13 protein-coding genes are annotated in these 18,761 nt (G+C 64.0%); 10 read left to right on the forward strand and 3 right to left on the reverse strand.

What is annotated here, in order from left to right; genetic code table 11:
* The first annotated feature begins 8 nt into the window (after positions 1-8).
* Genes HY852_RS16190 through cobA form a run of 7 tightly spaced genes read left to right on the forward strand, consistent with a single transcriptional unit; the run spans position 9 to position 7,882 of the window.
* The gene (locus tag HY852_RS16190) at positions 9-1,964 is read left to right on the forward strand and encodes an NAD(P)-binding protein (RefSeq protein ID WP_291605781.1); all 1,956 of its coding nucleotides are present in this window, start codon (positions 9-11) and stop codon (positions 1,962-1,964) included.
* A gap of 3 nt (positions 1,965-1,967) precedes the next feature.
* A complete protein-coding gene (locus tag HY852_RS16195; protein WP_291605782.1) occupies positions 1,968-2,429 on the forward strand; it encodes a hypothetical protein in 462 nt (153 codons plus the stop codon).
* Positions 2,426-3,181 (forward strand): sulfate reduction electron transfer complex DsrMKJOP subunit DsrO, encoded by a 756-nt coding sequence (gene dsrO / locus HY852_RS16200; protein ID WP_291605783.1) that lies wholly within the window; start codon positions 2,426-2,428, stop codon positions 3,179-3,181. Before HY852_RS16195 ends, dsrO begins: the two co-directional genes overlap by 4 nt.
* Before the next feature lie 14 nt (positions 3,182-3,195).
* Positions 3,196-4,407: an NrfD/PsrC family molybdoenzyme membrane anchor subunit gene (nrfD, locus tag HY852_RS16205; protein ID WP_291605784.1), complete on the forward strand. Its 1,212-nt coding sequence runs from the start codon at positions 3,196-3,198 to the stop codon at positions 4,405-4,407.
* Positions 4,407-5,408, forward strand: coding sequence for a glycosyl transferase family protein (locus HY852_RS16210; RefSeq protein WP_291605785.1), 1,002 nt, complete (start codon positions 4,407-4,409; stop codon positions 5,406-5,408). The genes nrfD and HY852_RS16210 overlap by 1 nt, the downstream gene beginning before the upstream one ends.
* Before the next feature lie 3 nt (positions 5,409-5,411).
* Positions 5,412-6,863, forward strand: coding sequence for a cobyrinate a,c-diamide synthase (locus tag HY852_RS16215; protein ID WP_291605786.1), 1,452 nt, complete (start codon positions 5,412-5,414; stop codon positions 6,861-6,863).
* On the forward strand, positions 6,860-7,882 hold the full coding sequence (cobA, locus tag HY852_RS16220; protein WP_291605787.1) for a uroporphyrinogen-III C-methyltransferase: 1,023 nt from the start codon (positions 6,860-6,862) through the stop codon (positions 7,880-7,882). The genes HY852_RS16215 and cobA overlap by 4 nt, the downstream gene beginning before the upstream one ends.
* A gap of 7 nt (positions 7,883-7,889) precedes the next feature.
* On the opposite strand, the gene HY852_RS16225 is transcribed toward cobA, so the two are convergent.
* Positions 7,890-8,774 carry a LysR family transcriptional regulator gene (locus tag HY852_RS16225; protein ID WP_291605788.1) on the reverse strand — a complete coding sequence of 295 codons (885 nt, stop codon included), beginning with the start codon at positions 8,772-8,774 and terminating at the stop codon, positions 7,890-7,892.
* 116 nt (positions 8,775-8,890) lie between these two features.
* Positions 8,891-9,961, reverse strand: coding sequence for a putative sulfate exporter family transporter (locus tag HY852_RS16230; RefSeq protein ID WP_291605789.1), 1,071 nt, complete (start codon positions 9,959-9,961; stop codon positions 8,891-8,893).
* A gap of 215 nt (positions 9,962-10,176) precedes the next feature.
* Between HY852_RS16230 and HY852_RS16235 the strand changes: the two genes are divergently transcribed.
* Complete coding sequence (locus tag HY852_RS16235; protein ID WP_291605790.1) at positions 10,177-10,932, forward strand: CbiX/SirB N-terminal domain-containing protein; 756 nt, start codon at positions 10,177-10,179, stop codon at positions 10,930-10,932.
* A gap of 405 nt (positions 10,933-11,337) precedes the next feature.
* On the opposite strand, the gene HY852_RS16240 is transcribed toward HY852_RS16235, so the two are convergent.
* Complete coding sequence (locus HY852_RS16240; RefSeq protein ID WP_291605791.1) at positions 11,338-11,871, reverse strand: isochorismatase family protein; 534 nt, start codon at positions 11,869-11,871, stop codon at positions 11,338-11,340.
* A gap of 935 nt (positions 11,872-12,806) precedes the next feature.
* Here HY852_RS16240 and HY852_RS16245 point away from each other — a divergent pair.
* Both HY852_RS16245 and HY852_RS16250 read left to right on the forward strand, forming a co-directional pair.
* Positions 12,807-13,685 carry a (Fe-S)-binding protein gene (locus HY852_RS16245; RefSeq protein WP_291605792.1) on the forward strand — a complete coding sequence of 293 codons (879 nt, stop codon included), beginning with the start codon at positions 12,807-12,809 and terminating at the stop codon, positions 13,683-13,685.
* Between the two features lie 127 nt (positions 13,686-13,812).
* Entirely contained in the window at positions 13,813-18,756 is a 4,944-nt protein-coding gene (locus HY852_RS16250; RefSeq protein WP_291605793.1) for a 2-oxoacid:acceptor oxidoreductase family protein, read from the forward strand.
* Positions 18,757-18,761 lie beyond the last annotated feature (5 nt).

Raw genomic sequence — 18,761 nt, forward strand, 5'->3', positions numbered from 1 at the left:
AGTCGGTGATGAACGAGACGGTCTCAACCCCCAAGCACAGCTTCCGCCGCTTCAAGAATGGCGAGTCGATGTGGAACTGGAACGATCTGACCAAGAAGATCTTTCAGGCCGACCATTCCTACAAATGTCCGACCTACGTCCACCGGACCCCGCCATGCCAGGGGAGTTGTCCCTCCGGCCACGACATCCGGGGCTGGCTGGCGATCGCCCGCGGCATGGACAAGCCGCCGGTCGAGGGCATGAAGTGGCAGGAATATGCCTTCCTGCGAATGGTGGACGCCAATCCAGTCCCTGCCACCATGGGCCGGGTCTGCCCCGCGCCGTGCGAGGACGGCTGCAATCGCAACGAGGTCGACGATTTCGTCGGGATCAATGCCGTGGAGCAGTACGTCGGTGACTGGGCCATCGAAAACAAGCTCGCGCTGCCTGGCGCGCCGGCGCTCGATGGCAAGCACGTGGCGGTCGTGGGCGGCGGCCCGGCGGGCCTGGCGGCAGCCTATTTCCTTCGCCGAAAGGGCCATGCGGTCGTCGTGTTCGAAGCGAATGAAAAGCTCGGCGGCATGATGCGCTTCGGCATTCCGGCCTATCGCACGCCGCGTCAGATGGTCGACGCCGAGATCGACCGCATTCTCGCGCTCGGCGGCATCGAGGCGCGTCTCGGCGTGAGGGTCGGGAAGGACGTTTCGCTCGCGGACCTCGATAGGGAGTTCGACGCGGTTTACTGGGCGTGCGGCGCGCAGAAGGGAAGGCCGCTGCCGGTTCCGGGTGCGAATGCCGAGAATTGCATTACCGGCGTCGAGTTTCTCGACGCGTTCAACCGCGGTTGGGTGTTCTCGACCGCCAAGCGCATCGTGGTGGTCGGCGGGGGAGATACCTCGATCGACGTCGCTTCGGTGGCGCGGCGCCTCGGCCATATCCGAACGGCGCACCAACATGACGCTGGCGGGCATGCGGTGTTCGGCTACACAGCTCATGACGTCGCGGGAACGCTGCGGCGCGAGGGCGTGGAGGTCGTGCTGACTTCGCTGTTTCCAGTCGAGCAGATGACGGCTGCCGAGCACGAACGCGAAGACGCGAGGCGCGAAGGCGTCGAGATCAGGGGTGGCGTCATGCCCCTCGAGATCGTCAAGGATGACAACAACCGCGCGACCAGCGTGCGCATGTGCCAGTGCACGATGAAAGGGATGACCCCCATCCCTGTCGAAGGCACGGAGTTTGAGATCCCCTGCGACATGGTGGTCTCCGCGATCGGGCAGATGGCCGACTTCGCCGACGGTCTGGAGAAGCTCGACGGTGGCCGCGGCGCCATCGCGATCGACGGCTCATGCAAGGTCCGGAACGTCGACAAATACTTCGCCGGCGGCGACGTTGTGCGGCCGCATCTTCTGACCACGGCGATCGGCCATGGCCGTATCGCCGCCGAAACGATCGACCGCTTTCTCGCTGGCCTGCCGGAGGACAAGCGGCCGAAGGTCGACGTGCATCAGTTCGATCTCCTTCAGGAACTACACGCGCGCGGTCTCGATCCCGAGCCTTATGACTACACGCAAAGCCGCGGAACCGCGGCGGGCAAGTTTGCGATCCATAATTATGAGGATCGTTCGGCGAGCCAGGTAATCTCGCACGAGGACCTGTTCAAAGGGCATTTCGGCTATCTCGCGCGCCACCGGCGCGGCGAACGTCATGTCGGTGCAGGAGATGTGCTCGGCGACTTCGACGAGCGCATGCAGGGCCTGAGCGAGGAGCAGGCGCGCAAGGAAGGCGGGCGATGCATGAGTTGCGGCCTGTGCTTTGAGTGCGACAACTGCGTGATCTTCTGTCCGCAGACCGCGGTGCAGCGTGTCCCGAAGAAGGAGCGCGCCGTCGGCCGCTACGTCACGACCGACTACACGAAATGCGTCGGCTGCCACATCTGCATGGATGTATGCCCGACCGGATACATCCAGATGGGCCTTGGAGAGTAGGTGATGCGGCGCCGCGCGGCCATAGCGCTCGGTTTGTTCATGGGCGTTGCCGTCTTAGCGGCGGCGGGAATGCGCGCGTCGGCGGAGAGCGGGACGCTGGCGCCGCAACCGCCGAAGGGCCGGGGCGAGCATTGCGTCGCAGATACCGACTTCATGCGCCGAAACCACATGAAGATGCTGCTGGGTCACCGCAGCGAGGCGGTGCGCCTCGGCGTACGCACGCAGCAGTACGATTTGAACGGCTGCGTGGACTGCCACGCCGTTGCCGGCGCCGATGGCAGGCCAGTGAGCTTTGACAGCCCGCAGCATTTTTGCCGTTCCTGCCACACCTACGCGGCGGTCTCGATCGATTGCTTCGAGTGTCATGCGTCGCGGCCGCAAGCGCCGGGCAAGGCGGCGGCTGTCCAGCCGGGCGACAAGGAAGTCGCCGCGATCAGTCAATATCTGCGGGACGTCGGACAATGAGCGCCGAATCGTACGGATCTCACCCGGTCGTGGATCGCCGCGTGCTACTGCGGGGCGCCGGCGGCTTCCTGGTCACGCTGCTCGCACCGGGGGTGACCCTGTATGCGTTCGGCGCAGCGGGGCACGCGTCCGAAGCACCAGCTTCCTCGAAAGTGCGCTGGGCGCTCCTGATCGACCTCAGCAAGTGTCCGGCAGGGTGCGATTTGTGCGTGACGGCCTGCCGCGACGAGAACGGCTGGCAGCAGAACGGTCGGCCGGAAACCGACCCGCAGTGGATCCGCAAAGTGAAGCTACGCGACGGGCGGACCGGCGAGTATCGGGAGGTCCCGGTGATGTGCCAGCACTGCGACAAGCCGGCCTGCGTCGACGTTTGCCCGACGGGGGCGTCGTTCAAGAGGGCGGATGGTATCGTCCTGGTTGACAAGCACATTTGCATTGGCTGCCGGTTCTGCATGATGGCCTGTCCGTACAAGGCCCGTTCGTTCGTTCATCAGCCGCTGACCGATCAGAAGCCGTGGGCGCCGCGCGGCAAAGGAACGGTCGAAGCCTGTACGTTCTGCGTCCATCGCCTCGATAGCGCAAGGCTTCCCGCTTGCGTCGAAGCTTGTGCAGTCAAAGGAGGCGGTGCGATGACGTTCGGCGATCTCAATGATCCGACCAGCGAGGTTTCTAAAGCGGTCGCGAAATACGCGACCTCCCAAGTTCGCGCCGATCTCGGGCTCGAGCCCGCCGTGCGCTACCGGAACCTTTGAGCGGAGTAATCGGAGTGACGAAGCTCAAGTTCCACAGGCTCGAACAGCACCGCCCGACCTTATGGGTCCTGGTCGGATTGCACGTCGTCGTGCTCGCGCTTGGCTTCGGCGCTGCGCTCTATATGGAGGAGCACGGCCACATTGTCAGCGGGATGAACAATCAGATCGTGTGGGGGCTGCCGCACGTGTTCGCGGTGTTGTTGATCCTGGCGGCCTCTGGCGCGCTCAATCTTGCGTCGATCTCGTCGGTGTTCAATCGTCTGGCTTACAAGCCGTATGCCCGCCTGTCGGGCATTGTCGCCATTGCTCTATTGGTTGGGGGACTCGCCGTTCTCGTCCTGGACTTGGGCCGGCCGGAGCGGCTCGTGGTCGCCATGACCACCTACAATTTCAAATCGATCTTCGCCTGGAATATCTATCTCTATTCCGGCTTCGTCCTTGTCGTTGGTGCTTATCTCTTTTCCATGATGGATCGCCGGGCATCGCAGTCGGTGGTGCTAGGCAACACGATGGCCTGGGTCGCCTTCAGCTGGCGCCTCATTCTGACGACAGGCACCGGCCTGATCTTCGGCTTCCTCGCCGCGCGCGAGGCCTACGATGCGGCGATCATGGCGCCGCTGTTCATTGCCGCCTCCTTTCTCTACGGCCTTGCGTTCATGGTGCTCGTCCTTGTGGTGATGAGCCGTGAGACGGGAAATGAATTGGCGACGGAGGAGATTGCCGGCAAATTCCGTGGACTATTGAGCATTTTCGCTCTCTCAGTCCTGTATTTCACGATCGTCCATCATCTCACCAAGTTCTATACGGGAGGGCATCAGGGCGTCGAACTGTTCCTGCTGCGCGATGGCGGTGTTTACACGCTGGCGTTCTGGGGCGGGCAGATCGTCTGCGGCACGCTGCTGCCGCTTGGATTGCTCGCAAGGGCGCGGGATTCCGCAACGGTTCGCTGGTCGCTTCCGCTCGCTTCCGTGCTGTTCCTGATCGGCGGCGTCGCCCAGATTTACGTCATCATCATCGGCGGGCAGGCCTATCCCCTGAAGCTGTTCCCGGGAATGGAGGTGTCCAGCTCCTTCTTCGATGGCGTCATTGCCAGCTATCAACCATCGCTGCCGGAGCTTGTTCTTGGCCTGAGCGGAATTTCGCTGGCGATGCTGCTGACGACGCTGGCGCTGCGGTTAATGCCGTTCCTGCCTGAAATGCGGACGAAAAGGAGTGATGCCGCGTGATGCGTCGTGAACCACATCCTTTCGCGCGTTTCATAAATATCCTCGGTCGGGGTAAGACCAAGACGCGCTCGCTGACGATCGAAGAAGCCGAAGTCGCCATGCGGATGATCCTCGCCGGCGAGGTGCTGCCGGAGCAACTCGGCGCATTCCTGATGCTGCTCAGGGTCAAGGAGGAAAGCCCGGAGGAAATCGCCGGCTTCGTTCGTGCTGTTCGCGCTCAAACGCGAATGCCGCGTGTAACGGTCGATGTCGATTGGCCGACCTACGCCGGCAAGCGCCGGCAATTGCCGTGGTTTCTGCTGGCGGCCTTGGCGCTCGCGCGCAGTGGCCGGCGTGTCGTGATGCACGGGGTCGAAGGCCATACCGAGGGGCGGATCTATGCAAGGGAAGCACTCGTCCGTCTTGGCGTGCGCGTCGCGCATGATCTCGATGACGCCGTGCGCCTGATCGAGAAAAGCAACTTTGCCTATCTGCCGCTGGAGCAGATGAGCCCGAAGCTGGCCGAACTGTTTGAACTCAGGCCCATTCTGGGATTGCGTTCGCCGGTTCACACGCTGGCACGTCTGCTAAATCCGTTCGATGCTCCCTGTTCGCTGCATTCCGTCTTTCATCCCGGCTATCTGGCTATCCATCGCGATGCGGCACAGCTTCTTGGCCAACCGCGCATGTCCGTATTCCGCGGCGAGGGCGGCGAGATCGAGCGCCGCCCGAACAAGCCATGCGAGGTGATCACCTTGCAGGATGGTGTCGTAAACGATGAGCTTTGGCCGCCGACCATGACCGATCCGCGGCTGGCGCCGGATGAGAGCATGGATCTCGACCGGCTTGGCGCGTTGTGGCGCGGCGACATCGTCGAGGCGTATGCCGAAGCAGCCGTCACCGGTACGTTGGCAATTGCGCTTAGGACCTTGGGAGAAGCTTCCAATCCCGAAAACGCCCAGGCGCAGGCAGAAAGCCTGTGGAACGCACGTGACAGGGGCCGCCTTCTGGCGGCGGCGTGACGGATGGCCCGGCTGTTCATTTCCGCAACCCACAAATCTTCGGGCAAGACCACGGTATCGATCGGCCTTGCAGGAGCGCTCGCCGCGCGTGGTCTGTCGGTTCAAACCTTCAAGAAAGGCCCGGACTATATCGATCCGATGTGGCTGGCGCGGGCGAGCGGCCGTCCCTGCTTCAATCTCGACTTCAATACCCAAAGGGAAACCGAGATATTGAGCACCTTTCGGAGTCGGTCCCGCGGCAGCGATATCGCGCTGGTCGAAGGCAACCTGGGCCTACACGACGGGGTCGATATCGCCGGAGCAGATTCCAGTGCGGCCTTGGCGCGCCTGCTCCGCACGCCTGTGGTTCTGGTGGTGGACACCATGGGAATCTCGCGGGGAATTGCGCCGCTGGTGTTGGGTCACACCGCGTTCGATCGTTCGATCGACATCGCCGGCGTGATCCTGAACAAGGTCGGCGGCGCGCGGCAGGAAACCAAAATCCGTCAGGCGCTGGAGCGCTACGCCGATGTGCCGGTGCTGGGCGCGATCGGCCGCGACAACGCGCTGGCGGTCACCGAAAGGCATCTCGGCCTGACCACGCCCGCCGAAGATTGCGACTATGACAGCAAGCTCGCGCACATGCGCGAGGTGGTTGCGCGCAACGTCGATCTGGACCGCGTGATCGAGATAGCCGCCGCGGCGGGATCTCCCGCTGGCCCCGCTGTCGTCGATACGCCAGCCGCGCACGACGTTCGCATTGCGGTGGCCCGGGATGCGGCCTTCGGCTTCTACTACACCGATGATTTCGAAGCGCTGGAGCGGGCCGGGGCCGAGCTTGTCTTTATCGACCTCCTTCATGACGTGAAGCTCCCGCCGGTAGACGCCCTCTACATCGGTGGCGGCTTTCCCGAAACACAGGCCGCCAAGCTCGCCGCCAACCATTCCATGCGGGCCCAAATGCGGGACGCGATCCTCGACGGTTTGCCGACCTATGCCGAATGTGGCGGTCTGATGTATCTGACCCGTTCGATCTCCTTCCGCGGCGAAGTCCACGAGATGGTTGGAGTCGTACCGGCCGATACGGTCGTGGGCGATCGCCCGGAGGGACGGGGTCTCGTCGTTCTCGATGAGACGGCAGACGCTCCCTGGCCATTCCGGCCGGAGCGCGCGTCAATTCCGGCCCACGAGTTTCACTATGGAGCACTGCGGAACATCGATCCGGCGTGCCGCTTCGCCTACCGAATGAAACGCGGATATGGCGTGGATGGCGACCATGACGGGATCGTCGTCCATAACCTGCTGGCGAGCTTTAGCCACTTGCGCGACACCTCGCGCCATCGCTGGGCGCGGCGGTTCGTGGCTTTCGTGCGAAAAGCGCATAGTGGTGCCAGGAAGCCCGGTGCGGAACGGGGCAAATTGCCGCCCAGTGGCGCTAACGCCGCTTATGACTGCGATTTCGGAGAGTATCGATGAAACATCTGTCCCTGCTCACGGCCCGGAAGCAAGAAGAGCTCCCAGCGAGCACTGGCGTCCTCGCTGCCCGGCGTGCCGCCGAGGCACTGCTGGAGCTTGAGCGCGAATGCGGCGAGACCGTCGAACCATCGGTGGGCGAAGTCTATCTGGTCGGCGCCGGGCCCGGGGATCCGGACCTGCTCACCATTCGCGCACTGCGCCTGATGCAGAAGGCTGATGTGGTCGTCTACGACCGGCTGGTCGATCCGGCGATACTGGACCTGATCCGAGGCGATGCCGAGCGCATCTATGTCGGCAAGCGGCGCAGTGACCACGCGCTTCCGCAGGAGGAGATCAGCAAACTGCTGGCGCGTCTCGCGAGCGAAGGCAAGCGTGTGCTGCGGCTGAAGGGCGGTGATCCCTTTATTTTCGGTCGCGGTGGTGAAGAGATCGAGACACTTGCCGAGCGCGGGATTCCGTTTCAGGTCTGCCCGGGCATCACGGCGGCGGCGGGGTGCTCCGCCTATTCGGGAATTCCGCTGACCCATCGCGATCACGCCCATGCCTGTATCTTTGTCACCGCCCAGGGCAAGAACGGAGCCGTCGATCTGGACTGGAATGTGCTGCTGCAGCCCCGGCAGACTGTGGCGATCTACATGGGGCTGACCCATCTCGGCGAACTGATGCGTGAGTTCATCGCCCGAGGTGCCGACCCCGAATCTCCGGCTGCGGTCGTGGACAACGGGACAAGGCGGGGTCAGCGCGTGGTCACGGGTACGTTGACCACCCTGGCAGCGAAGGCGCGGGAAGCCGGATTACGCGGCCCGACGGTCATCATCGTCGGTTCGGTGGTCTCCCTGCGCGATAAGCTCAACTGGTTTTCCCCCGAACTGCCAGATACGGCCGATGATCTAGATGCGGGTGTTCGCGGCACGGCTGCCATGCCGGACATCGAGAAAGAACGCGTGAGGGCGGCGTTGCAGTCTCCAGTACCTCGCCGCCGGGCACGCAGCAGGCGGGGTGAGTGTTTCCTCGCCTAAGATGGCCCTATGATGGGGACTCCGCACCGGGGATTTTGAGCAGCGAGCGAGCCGCCAGGGACAGATACCGTTCCTTGTGCTTGATCGAGTAAAAGCGTCGTTTGGCGAGCTCCAAAGGCAGAGCGACCAGCGTGCCTGATCGTATCGAGCTATCGGCCACGAGTTGCGACATGATCGCGAGGCCGGCACCGGCTTCGACCGCAGCACGAACCGACTCGTTGGAGGGAAGCTCCAGCGCGATCCGGCGTTCGCTCAATCGCACGCCGAACTTCCTTAGAGCGGCTTCGAACGCCTCACGCGTTCCCGAGCCCGCCTCACGTGCCACCCACGGGACGGTCGTAAGCCAGGCGGCATCCGGTTTGCGCGGAATCTTAATGTTAGGCGCGGCAACGATGACCAAGTGGTCCTCATCCACCGCGCGTGTCGTCAGCGAGGCGTCGCGCACCTCTCCTTCGACAAAACCAAGGTCGACTTCACCCGCAGCTACAAGCGCCGCGACCTCCTGCGTATTGCCAATCATGAGTTGCAGCGAAACACCAGGATAGCTCTGAATGAAACGATGAAGACGCGGCGGCAGCCAGTAATTGCCAACCGTCTGGCTTGCGGCAAGCGACAGTGATCCGATCTTCAGCTCCGCAAGGTCGGCAAGCACCTGCTCGGTCGCTCTGCTGCGTGCCAACAGCTCCTTTGCTTCTTCGAGGAATGTCTTGCCAGCCGCAGTGAGCGCGATGCGCCGCCCAAGCCGGTCGAACAGCCGGATGCCGTGCCGGTTCTCGAGGGAGGAGATGGCCGCGCTGACCGCCGACTGTGTCCGGTTCAAGGCCGCCGCGGCCTGCGTAATGTGCTGGCGCTCAGCGACTGCAATGAATATTCGCAACTGTTCGAGGGTCAACGCAGGCTTCCTGGCCGCCCGCATTGCGCAGGCTCAATCAAGCTCAGGCAAAACTGCCCGGCCTCTAGCCTTCATATCACCCGACCGCGCTGAAGTCTCCGGTTGCCTGTCGTCCGTCAGGTGAACCAGCGGATCATGGCCAGCGTCGTCAAGCTTATGAACAGGGTCGAGAACAGGCCAACCAGCAGGGGGCGGACGCCTTTCGACCTGATGTGGCGGATATCGGTATGCACGCCCATGGCGGACATCGCCATAGAGAGCAGGAAAGCGGTCGCAGTCGAAATCGCGGTCATATGATCGCGCACGAAAAGGGCCGCTGTGTCGATCAGGCCACCGTCGGTATGCGGCATGGCGATGAAACTGGCCACCCCAACCATCGCAAGAAAGCCGACGAGAAACCAGGGAAATGGAGGACGCGCCTTCCCGTGCGCATGGCCAAAACCGAGGCGGAAGCCCATTTGCCCCAGCAGAATGATCACCGGCGCCATCATGGCCACGCGCGTCAGCTTGGCGATGGTGCCTGTTCGCAGGGCATCGGGGCCGCCATCAAATGCCGTTGCCACCACCTGCGCGACCTCGTGGATCGAGGCGCCGGCCCACAGGCCGAAGTCGTGCGGTGAAAGGTGCAGGAAGCCATTGATGATCGGATAGAGAAAGATCGAGGCTGTGCCGAAAAGCGTAATGCTGGCGATCGCATAAGCAGCGTCCTCGTCATCGCCCTGCACGGCAGCCTTGGCTGCGATGATTGCCGATGCGCCGCAGATCGAGGTGCCAACACCGATGAGAAGGGACAGCCCGCGAGGGACGCCGAGCGCCGTTCCGATCGGCACAGTAACGAACAGGGTCGTCACCAGGCCGACCGCAATCAGGGCGATGCCGGCGCCGCCGACCTCGGTAGCCTGTTGCGCTGTAATTTGCAGACCAAGCAGAACAATGGAAAAACGCAAGATCCGGCGCAAGGAGAATGCCACGCCTTCGGATGCTGCTGCCGGCATCCCGATGACATTGCGCATCAGCATGCCCAGCAGGATCGCCATGATCATCTGGTAATTCTTCAAGAATCCAACGTTGTGCGACGCGAGATAGGCGATGAGGGCAATGCCCACGGTAATCGCAAGACCGGGCGCGAGTACAAGGACCGTGTTCTTCGGTGCCTGCGCGCGGGCGTCGACGATGACGCTCGACATTGGTGGCTCCTGTCTGGTCGATCAGGTCACACACTTGATGCCGGATTACACTAAACCAATCCAATTCATTATATGGATCGATTTGATCGATTCTATCGAATACTGGAAGGTCGCTTGATTTCTCTAGGTATCATGATATTCATTTATATGAATGAAATGTACCATAGCCGGAGAACGTAGTTGCGCATCCGGCAATTCTCTACCTGGATCAGCCGTTGATTGTATCTGATGACACTTCTCATCCGGGCCTGCTGATCGCGGCTCATGGCGAGCGGACGGCGGGAGCGGCCAACGAAGGCACCTTTCGCATCGCCCGGGCCTTGGCTGATCAAGGACTGGCGTCTGAGGTCGTCGTCGGCTTCATCCGCGGCGTGCCGAGCATCAAGGATGCCCTGGGGGCGGTGACGGCTTCGAACCTTCTGGTGTATCCCCTGTTTGTGGCCAACGGGTATTTTACCCGGGATCGCCTGGTTCAGCTATTGGATGAGGCGAACGGTCAAGGTCGGAAGGTAGAGGTGATGGCGCCGCTCGGGCTCGATCCTGGACTGCCGGACTTGGTGCTGAATTTTGCGCGACGCGCGGCGTGCGAGCGCGGTTTCGTTCCCCACGCGTGCAGGGTCGTCCTGCTTGCTCACGGCTCAAGAAAGAATTGCCGGTCTCGGAATTCAACGGAACAAATGGCACGAGCGCTCGAAGTCTACGCTGAATTCAGGAGTGTCCACACCGCATTCCTGGAGGAACCGCCGTCTCTCAGCGCCGTGGCCGCGTCGATCGAAGGGCCAGTTGTCGTCGTGGGAATGTTCTCAGGCGAGGGGCTGCACGGGGCCAAAGATGCCCCGCGGCTGGTTTCCGAACTGGACCGTAAGGATGTCGCGTTTGCAGGAGTGATCGGGAATGCCAGCGGCATTGAGCACCTGATTGCCCGATCGGTTCAGAATGCGCTTCATCAGAATTCGCGCCAAAGACACTGAAGCCTGTGCTCAAGACCCGTGCCCCGCGATGCCGAAGTGTGGCGGAGCAGCAGGACAACGGGCACCGGCACGACGGCGTACATCATCAGACGGAAATCGTCGGAGTACACGATAGCCGCCGCCTGCGGTAGCCTGAGGATCCATGAATGCCCGGGCAATCACGTTCGTCAGCGCGGGGTGGAGATGCTGGACGGAGCGCGGAACGGGGTTGATGTTTTCTGCGATCGAGGCATGCATCATGCTCGTATAGCGCAGCAACACAAACCCGGTGACCGAGATGCCGACGCTCGAGCCGATGGGACGCAGCGCCTCTGCGATCCCAAAACGAAGCAACGCGATCCGATTCGCGCGGTACGCTGCCGGTGCAGATATCTCACCGCTAAACGAACACGGGCCGTCGATCGCCTATTTGATGAGTTCGATTGCCTGTCGGAATCTTGAATGTTCGGCAGTCCGAAGCCACTCGAAGACCACCATCTCGGTCGTGACGATCTCCGCGCCATGACGCTCCATGCGTCGGATCGCGGCTTCCTTGTCCTCCGGGCGACGCGAGCCGAGGGCGTCGCGCACCACGTAGGTCTTCCGGGACGCCTGCAGCAGGCCGAGCACCGTCTGCTGGACGCAGACATGAGACTCGCATCCGGCGATGACGACATGCGCGTCGGCTGGGATGCGGTCGAGAAAGCCGTCTTCCCTGCAAGCGTCGAAGAACTGCTTGTGGACCAGCCGGTCCTGCTCGACGGGCACGTCCTCGACAGTCGCCCCCAGGCCCCTTGCGTTCTGTTCGGTGAACAGGCGCGGGACGCCGAGCAGCTTCGCCGCCCCGATGAGACGGTTCGCGTTCCTGATCGCCGCCGCTCCTTCGTGGATGGCCGGCATCAGGCGGAACTGGAAGTCGACGACCAGGAGAAGAGAGCGCTCGGGGGCGATGGTCAGCATAATCTCACTCTTCCGAGAGGTGAGCGGTACGGTCTCCTTGACCGTCGCTTTTCGAGCATCTGCCCTCGAATCCTCAACACAAATTTCAACAGTGCAAAAAAGTCTAACAGCGTTCAATTATTCGAACAAGGGTGAGGAGCATTCTGCCAGCGTCGGGCGCCGACTGCCGGAATCTCTTCTCGTCTGCGAGTCCTTCGTGAACGGAAACGCGGTAACGAGCGTCGCCGACGAGCCGCTGTTCGCGCGTGCGCTAAACGGCATCCATCCATCAACGAAGCCGAACGGACGACCGTCGATGGGAAAGCGTACGCCACGTTTGTGGAGCGGATGAGAACCGGTTCGACATCTTCGGCACGCTGCCGACGTCATCGATGATGACCGGATCGAGGACGACGAAGAGGAAGAGCTCGAGGGGCGGCTGAGGGATAGACAGAGCGGCGGACCAGAGCGAACGCGTTCGAACTCAGATACGCCGGCGACGTGACCCCGAAGGGCGATCGCTGGGAGCTCTGCTCTCTATAGGGGGTAATGACAATCTTGCTATCTGCGAATTTGAGTATAGGTGTCATTTGCGACTATTCGGTCGCTGCCCCGCGCGCCTCGCGAAAGTCTGTCGGTCATCGGATCCTCCGCGAATTTACAGAATTCACGAATTTGCACGGCGCGAGGTCCATGCTGTGACACGATGACATCTTTACAATGTAATGGCGCTCACTGGCTTCTCGACAAGTAGATATTGTCACGTCCATTCTGGCGTACTCGAAAAGCGCCGTCCCAAGGATGGTTTGAAGCGGCTGCGACTTGCATGCACCTGAAAGTGGCATGCACGCATGCCGCGAGTAGGGCAACTGCGGCTTCCCAGCAGGCCCGATTGGTCGTTGCAGCGTGTGCACGCCAGGATTTGGGCGGCGAATTGGTAAGTGGGGAGCCATCGGGTGGAGCAGTTCGCCGTCGTCGGCATCGCTGGTGGTTTCATGGCCGGGCTGGGCACCCTGCTGGCCGGGATGCTGGCCGTAGCTAACCGGCGTCTTTTCGTTCACGAGGACCCGCGGATCGACGCGGTGGAGGCGTTACTCCCCAAGAGCAATTGCGGCGCTTGCGGCATGGCCGGCTGCCGCAACTTCGCGGAGCAGGCGGTCGCCGGCGACGCCGCGCCAGCGCAATGCACCGTGAGCAGCCCGGCGCAAACGGCGGCCATTGCGGCGTTGCTGGGCGTGGCTGTCGGCGAAGTTGATAAGCGCGTGGCGCGCCTGGCCTGCGCCGGCGGCCGCCATGTGGCCTTTTTACGCGCGCGGTACGTAGGCCTGTCCACATGCCGCGCGGCGGCGGTGGTCAGCGGTGGCGGCAAGGAATGCGTCTGGGGCTGCCTGGGGCTGGGCGATTGTACGACCGTGTGCACGCAGGGCGCCATCACCCTCGACATGCACGGCCTTCCCACGGTGGACATGGACAAGTGCACCGCCTGCAACGATTGCGTCGAGGTTTGCCCAAAGGGACTGTTGTCGCTGCAGTTGGTCAAGCACCGGCTGTGGGTGGCCTGCCACAACCGGGCCGAGGGCGACTTGGCCGAGGCCGCGTGCGAAGTGGCCTGCACCGCCTGCGGCAAGTGCGTGACCGATGCCGCGCCGGGCCTGCTGACCGTGCGCGACAACCTGGTCGACATCGATCCTGCGCGCATCGGCGAAGCCCGCCGTGAGGCGATCGACCGCTGCGCGACCGGCGCCATTGTCTGGTACGACGACGCCGGCCAGCCGCAGCGCGGCGTGGCTGCCAAGAAGATCCTGCGCCAGGGCGCGCTCCCGCTGCGGAGCTGAGACCGGATGGAGAGCCCGCGATGCGCCTGAAGAACTTGCAACGGCGTCGAAGTGAAATGAACGCAATGCCGGATTGCACGGCAACAGCCCCGCAGCTGCGCATCTCTTGCGCACAAAGGACACGACCATGCTGAAGGAAGTGATCGATACGCTGGCCGGCGCCGTCGGCGGCCGCACGGCAGACCTAGTCACGACCGTGAAGTATCCCGGCGTCCGCGATGCGGTGGACGGCAACACCGCGATCATCCACGTGGAGCGCGAGGCCTCCGACGCCGCAGGCGCCTACCCGATCACCCCGTCCACGCAGATGGGCGAGTATTGGGCCGAGGAGGCCGCATCCGGCCATCTGAACATCAGCGACAGGCCGCTGATCTTCGTCGAGCCCGAAAGCGAGCACGCCGCCGCCGCCGTGACCGCGGGCATGTCGATGACCGGGCTGCGCGCCACCAATTTCTCGTCGGGCCAGGGCATCGCCTTCATGCACGAGAGCCTGTACGCCACGGTGGGCAAGCGCTTGCCCTACGTGCTGAACATGGGCTGCCGCGCCATCACCAAGGCCAGCCTGAACGTGCACGCCGGTCACGACGACTATCATTGCGTCGACGACACCGGCTTCATCCAGGTCATGGCCAAGAGCGCCACCGAGGCGGCCGACCTGAACCTGATCGCGCGCAAGGTGGCCGAGCTGTCGCTCACGCCGGCCATCGTCGGTCAGGACGGCTTCCTCACTACCCACCTGATCGAATCCGCCACACTGCCCGAGCGGGCGCTGGTGGCCGAGTATCTGGGCAAGCCCGACGACTTGATCGACAGCCCCACGTCGGCCCAGGCCATGCTCTACGGCCCCAAGCGCCGCCGCGTGCCCTCGCTGTGGGACGTGGACGTGCCGCTCGTGTCGGGCTCGGTGCAGAACCAGGACGCCTACATGCAGTCGGTCGCGGCGCAGCGTCCATACTTCTTCGACGAGGTGCAGCCGCTGGCCGACCGCTGCATGGCCGAGTACGCCGAGCTGACCGGCCGCCGCTACGCGCGTTTGAGCAGCTGGAAGGCTGACGACGCCGACTACGTGATCTTCGGCATGGGCAGCATGATCGTGCAGGCCGAGGCCGTGGCCGACTACCTGCGTGCCACCCGCCAACTCAAGGTGGGCGTGGTCAATCTGACGATGTTCCGCCCCTTCCCGGGCGACCTGGTGGGCAAGGTGCTGCGCGGCAAGAAGGGCGTGGCGGTGCTCGAGCGCACCGACCAGCCGCTGGCCGAGGACCTGCCGCTGATGCGCGAGGTGCGCGCAGCGCTGCACAAGTGCCTGGAAAACGCCGCGGCCGATGCTTCCACGCCGCTGCCGCACGCCGGCTACCCCGCGATCGCTGCCCACGAGATGCCGCGGCTGTACTCGGGCTGCTATGGCCTGGGCTCACGCGACCTGCAGCCCGAGGGGCTGATCGGCGCGATCGAGAACATGCTGCCGTCGGGCGCGAAGCGGCCGTTCTTCTACCTGTCGGTGGACGTGGCGCGCGAGCCCGTGCACCCCAAGGACGAACTGCACCAGCAGCGCTTCCAGGCCGCCTATCCGCACGCGCGCGAGGTAGTGGTGCGCGGCAGCGAAAATCCCAACCTGATGCCAACAGGCGCGATCACCGCGCGCATGCACTCGATCGGCGGCTGGGGCGCGATCACCACCGGCAAGAACCTGGCGATGACGCTGTTCGAGCTATTGGGCTGGGAGATCAAGGCCAATCCCAAATATGGCAGCGAGAAGAAGGGCCAGCCTACCACCTACTATCTCTCGGCAGCACCCGAGCCCATCCGCGTCAACAGCGAGTTCGTCTATGTCGACGTGGTGCTGTCGCCCGATCCGGCCGTGTTCGGCCACAGCAATCCGCTGTCGGGGCTGAAAAAGGGCGGCGTGTTCATCATACAGAGCAATCTGGGGGAGGGCACCTGGGCCTCATTCCCGCGCTGGGCGCAACAGCAGATCGTCGACCAGCAGTTGCGTGTCTTCTACCTCGACGCGTTCCAGATCGCCCGTGAAGAGGCCGGCAGCGCCGAACTGCAGCTGCGCATGCAGGGCAACGCCTTCCAGGGCGCGTTCTTCGCCGCTTCGCCGGTGCGCGCCAACGCCGGGTTGACCGAGGAGACGCTGTTCCGCGCGATCCAGAAGCAGCTCGAGAGCAAGTTCGGCGCCAAGGGCGTGGGGGTGGTGCAGAACAACCTCACGGTCGTCAAGCGCGGCTACCTGGAGATCCGCGAGATCACCGACAAGACGGTCGGCGCAGCTGCGCCGGCCGACGGCAAGAGCGCGCTGCCGATCATGCTCAAGCGCTGCCCCGCTGGCGACGCCAAGGCGCTGCCGCCGGTGGCCGACATCCATCGCTTCTGGGAGCAGACCGGCCACTTCTACGCCACCGGCAAGGGCAGCGACAACCTGCTGGACCCGTTCATCGGCGCGTCGCTGATTCCTGCGGCCACCGGCCTTTTCCGTGACATGACGGGCATCCGCTTCGAGCACCCGCAGTGGATCGCTGACAAGTGCACCGCCTGCGGCAAGTGCTACACCGCGTGCCCCGACAGCGCGCTGCCCGGTCTCGTCAGCAGCGTAAGCGAGGTGTTCGCCACCGCTCTCAACCGGGTGGAACGCGGCGGCGCGCCCACGCGCTTCCTGCGCCGCACGGTGCGCACCGCCGAGCGCAAGCTGCGTGCGCTGATCGGCCCGAACGACGGCGTGGCCGTGCGGCCGCTAATCGATCAGGCCATCGCCGCAACCATATCCGAGGCGCCGGCCGAGGAGCGCGAGGAACTCGCGGCCGAGTTCGAGCGGCTCAAAGGCCAGCTCGGCGACTTCGCCTTCGCCACCACCAAGCCCTACTGGAACCAGAAGGAGAAGAAGGCGCCGGGCAGCGGCGGCCTGTTCTCGATCACCGTCAACCCGCTGACCTGCAAGGCCTGCGCGCTGTGCGTGGACGTGTGCGAGGACAACGCGTTGAAGATGGTGACGCAGACCGAGGATTCCGTTGCCGCGCTGCGACGCGACTGGAGCTTCTGGCTGGACCTGCCCACGACGTCCAAGGATTTCAGCCGCATCGACAGCCTGGACGAGAAGATCGGCGCGCTGGAGACGCTGCTGCTGGACAAGTCCAACTACAACGCGATGACCTGCGGCGACGGAGCGTGCCTGGGCTGCGGCGAGAAGACGGCGATCCACCTGTTCGTCAGCACCGTGGCGGCGCTGATGCAGCCGCGCGGCGAGGCCTTCGTGGCGCGGCTGGACGACCTGATCCAGCGTCTCGAGCAGCACATGCGACTGCGCCTGGTGCAGGCGGTCGACCTTTCGGACACCGGCGCCGTTGTGCGGGCGGTGGAGGCGAGCGCCGCGCACGACCTGACGCTGTCGACCCTGGCGGCAACGCTCGGCGAAGGAAAGCCTTCGCAGCCACTGGATCCGGACTGGGTCAAGCAGACCGCGCGGCTCATGGAAGCGCTGAAGGATCTGCGCTGGCGCTACCTGGAAGGACCCACGGGGCGCGGCCGCGCATCCATGGGCGTGGTCAACTCGACCGGCTGCACGTCGGTGTGGGGCAGCACCTACCCGTACCACCCCTATCCATTGCCCTGGACCTCGCACCTGTTCCAGGACTCGCCGTCGGTGGCGATGGGCCTGTTCGAGGGCCACATGGCCAAGATGGCCGAGGGCTTCAAGGCCGTGCGCATGGCCGAGATGGAGCTCAAGGGCGAGTACGCCGACGAGCGCGACAGTGCGTTCTTCCAACGCTTCGGCTGGGAGCAGTTCAGCGACGAGGAATGGGCGCTGTGCCCGCCGGTGGTGAGCATGGGCGGCGACGGGGCGATGTATGACATCGGCTTCCAGAACCTGTCGCGCATGTTGATGGCCGGCAAGCCGGTCAAGGTCCTGGTGGTCGACACCCAGGTGTATTCCAACACTGGCGGCCAGGCCTGCACCTCGGGCTTCATCGGGCAGGTGTCCGACATGGCCCCCTATGGGCAGGCGCGCCACGGCAAGAGCGAGATCCGCAAGGAGATGAGCCTGATCGGCATGGCGCACCGCAGCGCGTTTGTGTTGCAAAGTACGATTGCCCACGTCACGCACCTGCTGGAAGGCTACATCGATGGCCTCAACGCCCGCCGGCCGGCGCTGTTCAACATCTACGCGGTGTGCCCACCCGAGCATGGCGTGGGCGACGATCGCAGCGTGGCGCAGAGCAAGCTGGCTGTGGAAAGCCGCGCCTACCCGCTGTTCCGTTACGACCCGGATGCGGGCGTCACGTTCAGCGAGTGCGCGAGCCTCGAGGGCAACCCGTCGCCCGAAGCGGACTGGCCGACCTATTCGCTGGAATACGTGGACGAGGCCGGCGCCAAGGCGCGGCTCGACCTGCCGGTGACCTTCGCCGACTTCGCGGCCACCGAGGCGCGCTTCGCCAAGCACTTCCGCAAGGCGCCGCCCGAGACCTGGAACGACGCGATGATCCCGCTGGCCGAGCTGCTGGCGATGCCTGCCGACGAACGCGGCGGACGCTTCCCGTATATCTGGGCCACGGATCCCAAGGGCCGGCAGATCCGGCTGGTCGTTGCCGAGGAGCTGGTTCGGGCCAGCGAAGAGCGGCTGCAGTTCTGGCGCCAGCTCAAGGACGTCACGGGCAAGGCGTCGGTGGACGAGGCCGCGCTGACCGAGCGTGTGCGGGCCGATCTCATGCAGCGCATCAGCGCCAGCCTTGGGTTCGCCGGCACGATGTCGTCGGACGCTGCCATACCGGGCGCCGCGCAGCAGCCTGCGGGCCCGGCGACGTCCAACGGCGCCGCGGCGGACTACGAGCCCTGCTGGGTGGACTCGCCCGAATGTTCGGCCTGCGACGAATGCACGATGCTGGCGCCAGGCGTGTTCGCCTACAACGCCCAACGCCAGGCCATCGTGGTCAACCCAAAGGGCGCGAAGTTCGCCGACATCGTGAAGGTGGCGGAGAAGTGCACCGCCGGCTGCCTGCATCCCGGCACGCCCTGGAATCTGTCCGAGCCGGGGCTCGACAAGCTGCGGGCGCGCGCCGCGAAGTACAACTGAGGCCA

It is taken from the genome of Bradyrhizobium sp. (genome assembly GCF_016213215.1).
In the GTDB taxonomy this organism is placed as follows: Bacteria; Pseudomonadota; Alphaproteobacteria; order Rhizobiales; family Xanthobacteraceae; genus Bradyrhizobium.